General features: G+C 65.6%; 3 protein-coding genes and 1 pseudogene. 1 reads left to right on the forward strand and 3 read right to left on the reverse strand.

The window, feature by feature from the left end; all coding sequences use genetic code 11:
• A pseudogene (locus ACK5KK_RS15610) lies at positions 1–241 on the reverse strand (hypothetical protein); the annotation flags it as partial.
• 278 nt (positions 242–519) lie between these two features.
• Here ACK5KK_RS15610 and phoU point away from each other — a divergent pair.
• The gene (gene phoU / locus ACK5KK_RS15615; protein WP_416891004.1) at positions 520–1,185 is read left to right on the forward strand and encodes a phosphate signaling complex protein PhoU; all 666 of its coding nucleotides are present in this window, start codon (positions 520–522) and stop codon (positions 1,183–1,185) included.
• A 188-nt stretch (positions 1,186–1,373) separates the two neighbouring features.
• On the opposite strand, the gene ACK5KK_RS15620 is transcribed toward phoU, so the two are convergent.
• Both ACK5KK_RS15620 and ACK5KK_RS15625 read right to left on the reverse strand, forming a co-directional pair.
• Positions 1,374–2,123 carry a phosphoglyceromutase gene (locus ACK5KK_RS15620; protein WP_416891005.1) on the reverse strand — a complete coding sequence of 250 codons (750 nt, stop codon included), beginning with the start codon at positions 2,121–2,123 and terminating at the stop codon, positions 1,374–1,376.
• Positions 2,124–2,157: 34 nt separating this feature from the next.
• A complete protein-coding gene (locus ACK5KK_RS15625; RefSeq protein WP_416891006.1) occupies positions 2,158–3,351 on the reverse strand; it encodes an ATP-dependent DNA ligase in 1,194 nt (397 codons plus the stop codon).
• Positions 3,352–3,422 lie beyond the last annotated feature (71 nt).

The raw sequence follows: 3,422 nt of genomic DNA on the forward strand, positions 1-3,422 counted from the left end.
CGACGCGCGCGGCGCGACCCGAGCGAGTCTGCTCCACGTCGGTAGTGACGGGCTCACCGTCGCGACGTGCCCGCCGGACGGTATCCAGCACCTGCGGCCAACCGATTCGGTCTCCCCTGACCACCCCCTCCGCCAGGGCTGTCGAGTTATAGGCCAGGATCTCATCGTGCGGCCCGATGACCGCTGAAGCCGAGGGCAGCGCGCCGGCGATGGCCCGCAGATCGCCGACCGGGTCGGGCACGACTGCCTCCACCTGCTCGCCTCGGCGTTGCCTCGTCGCACCGATGCTACATGCGAGCAGCGTTGCGACTACGGCAATGACTGCTGCCCCCACAGCGGCAACGAGCGGATCCACACCGACGATCATAGGGGCGGATGCAGCGGGCATCGGCGTGCGCGCACGGTCGTCAGGAGCCGTTCACGGTATGTTCATCTGAGCGTGGGTCAGCGTTTCGTGACGCCCCTAGGCTGACGAACGAACCGGGTCGTTCTGACCTGCCGGAAGGGAGTACACCACTCATGCGAGCGAGTTACCACGAAGCACTGACCGGCGTCGTCGACGACCTAGGTGCGATGACCGACCGGGTGCAACGTGCGGTCGACGGAGCGACCGCCGCACTGCTTGAAGCCGACCTTGACGCGGCCGAGAAGGTCATCACCGACGACGATGTGCTCGACACGATGCACGACCATGTCGAGACGCGCTGCTTCGATCTGCTGGCGCGACAGTCACCGGTGGCCGGCGAGCTCCGCACGGTGGTGGCCGCGCTGCGGATGGTCGCCGACCTCGCCCGCATGGGCGACCTCGCCAAGCACATCGCCAAGATCGCGCGGATGCGCTACCCGAACCAGGCGGTCCCAGAACCGTTGCAGTCGAACTTCCAGCGCATGGCCACCCTGGCCGAGGAGATGGTCGGCATTGCTGGCCGTACCCTGGCGGAACGCAACATCCTCGACGCCGAAAAGATGGCTGACGACGACGAGGAGATGGACGACCTACGGGCGAGCCAGTTCAAATCCTTGCAGGACGATCAGTGGACGTACGGAATCCAGTCGGCCGTGGACTGCGCCCTGTTGGGCCGCTACTACGAGCGCATCGCCGACCACGCCGTGCTCATGGGCAGCCGGGTGATCTACATCGTGACGGGCATGCAGCCCGAGGGCGAGAACTGGACGATCGCCTGATACACACGGGGCACAAACACCCCAGTAACCCGCCCGCGTGAGCTGGGCACGACATGCCGAGTCAAAACCAGGCGCCCTGCCATCAACCGAGGCTTCGAGACGCCACGTCGCGCGCACTCACGGGGGCTCTAGCCCCCGTGAGTGTTATCTGTGCTAGGCGGGGTCCACAGGGGCAAAGCCCCCGTGTGTTATTTCTTACCCTGGTTCTTGACAGCCTCGATGGACGCGGCAGCTGCCTCGGGGTCGAGGTAGCGACCGCCCGGCGTCACCGGGGCGAAGTTCTCGTCGAGCTCGTAGTAGAGCGGGATGCCAGTGGGGATATTCAGGCCGGCGATGTCGTCGTTGCTGATGCCGTCAAGGTGCTTGACGAGTGCGCGCAGCGAGTTGCCGTGCGCAGTGACCAGAACCGTCTTCCCAGCGATCAGATCCGGCTTGATGTCGGACTCCCAGTAGGGCAACATCCGGGCCACGACGTCGGCGAGACACTCCGTCTTCGGTCGTTCGGCGGGGTCGATGTCGGCGTAGCGGGGATCGTCGTACTGGTTGTACTCGTTGTCGTCGCCGATCTCGGGCGGCGGCACATCGTAGCTGCGGCGCCACTCCATGAACTTCTCGGGTCCGTACTTCTCCAGCGTCTCCGCCTTGTTCTTACCCTGCAGGTCCCCATAGTGACGCTCATTGAGGCGCCAGTTGCGCCGCACTGGGATCCAGTGACGGTCGCAGCCGTCGAGCGCAAGGTAGGCCGTGTGAATGGCTCGGCGGAGCAGCGACGTGTGCAGCACGTCAGGCAGCAGGTCCTCGGCTTTCAGCAGCTCGGCTCCACGCTTCGCTTCAGCAACGCCCTTGTCGTTGATGTCCACATCGAGCCAGCCGGTGAACAGGTTCAACGCGTTCCACTCGCTCTCGCCGTGGCGGAGCAGGATCAGCTTGTACGTCATGGGTCCAGCCTATCGACTCCCGAACCGCTGCCGATCAGCCGCCGAGAACCTCCGCGAGGTCGTAGCTGACGGGCTCCTCCAGTTGGGCATACGTGCATGATTCGGGCGTCCGGTCTGGCCGCCATCGTACGAACTGGGCTGTATGGCGGAATCGGATGCCCTCCATGTGGTCGTAGCGCACCTCGACGACGAGGTCGGGCTGCAAGGGGGTGAAGGATAGGTCCTTCTTCGCGTTCCAGCGTGAGTGCGCCGCAGCCGTCGGCGTGCGAGGGAAGGACTGGTCACGGTTGTCAGGCAACTGCTCGTCGGGGGCCGCCCACGCCCACGGGTGATCGGTGAAGTCGGTGACCAAGGGCTGCAACTCGGCAAACAGCTCGCGGCGACGCCCCATCGGAAACGCCCCGATGACACCGACGCTGTTCAGCGTGCCGTCGTCGGTGAAGAGCCCGAGCAGGAGTGAGCCGATTGCGTCAGTCTCGTTGCGGTAGGTCCGGTAGCCAGCGACGACGCAGTCGGCGGTCCGCTCGTGCTTGATCTTCCACATGACGCGCTTGTCCTCGGCGTAGGGCTGATCCAGGGGTTTGGCGATCACGCCGTCGAGGCCGGCACCTTCGAACTGGGTGAACCAGCGCTGCGCCTCCTCACGATCGGCAGTGGCACGGGTCAGGTGAATGGGCGGTACCGCGTCGACCAGTGCCTCCACCAATGCTGCGCGTCGTTCGCGGAAGGGTCGCTCGACGTAGTTGGTCGCCCCCAGCGCGAGCATGTCGAAGGCCACGAAACGCGCGGGGATCGAGGCCGAGAGCTTGGCGATCCGGGAAGCTGCCGGGTGGATGCGCTGCTGGAGCAGGTCGAAATTCAGCCGGTCCCCGGTTTCCGGATCGACGCAGATGATCTCGCCGTCGATGCACGCCGGGTCGGGGAAGGACTGCTTCACAGCCTCCACCAGTTCGGGGAAGTAGCGCGTCATCGGCCGTGAGTTTCGGCTCCCGATCTCGACGGTGTCGCCGCTGCGCCAGATGATGGCCCGGAATCCGTCCCACTTGGGTTCGAAGAGGACGTCGGCGCTCGGGAAGGTCTTGACCGCCTTGGCCAGCATCGGCCCGTACGGCGGCGTGATGGGCATCCCCCATTCGGCGTCCCGCTCGGCCTTGGGAGCGAGATCCTCCTCGTCGGCCCGATCCGGACGTCGCTTCGACGGCGGCACCCGCGGTGGTTCGCCCGGCATTTTGGGATAGTCTGGCGGAAAGTTGAGTTCCCCCAAGCCCCGCTCGAGGTCCGCCTGCCACAGCGCAAGTG

This window comes from Microbacterium sp., assembly GCF_047972865.1.
In the GTDB taxonomy this organism is placed as follows: Bacteria; Actinomycetota; Actinomycetes; order Actinomycetales; family Microbacteriaceae; genus Microbacterium.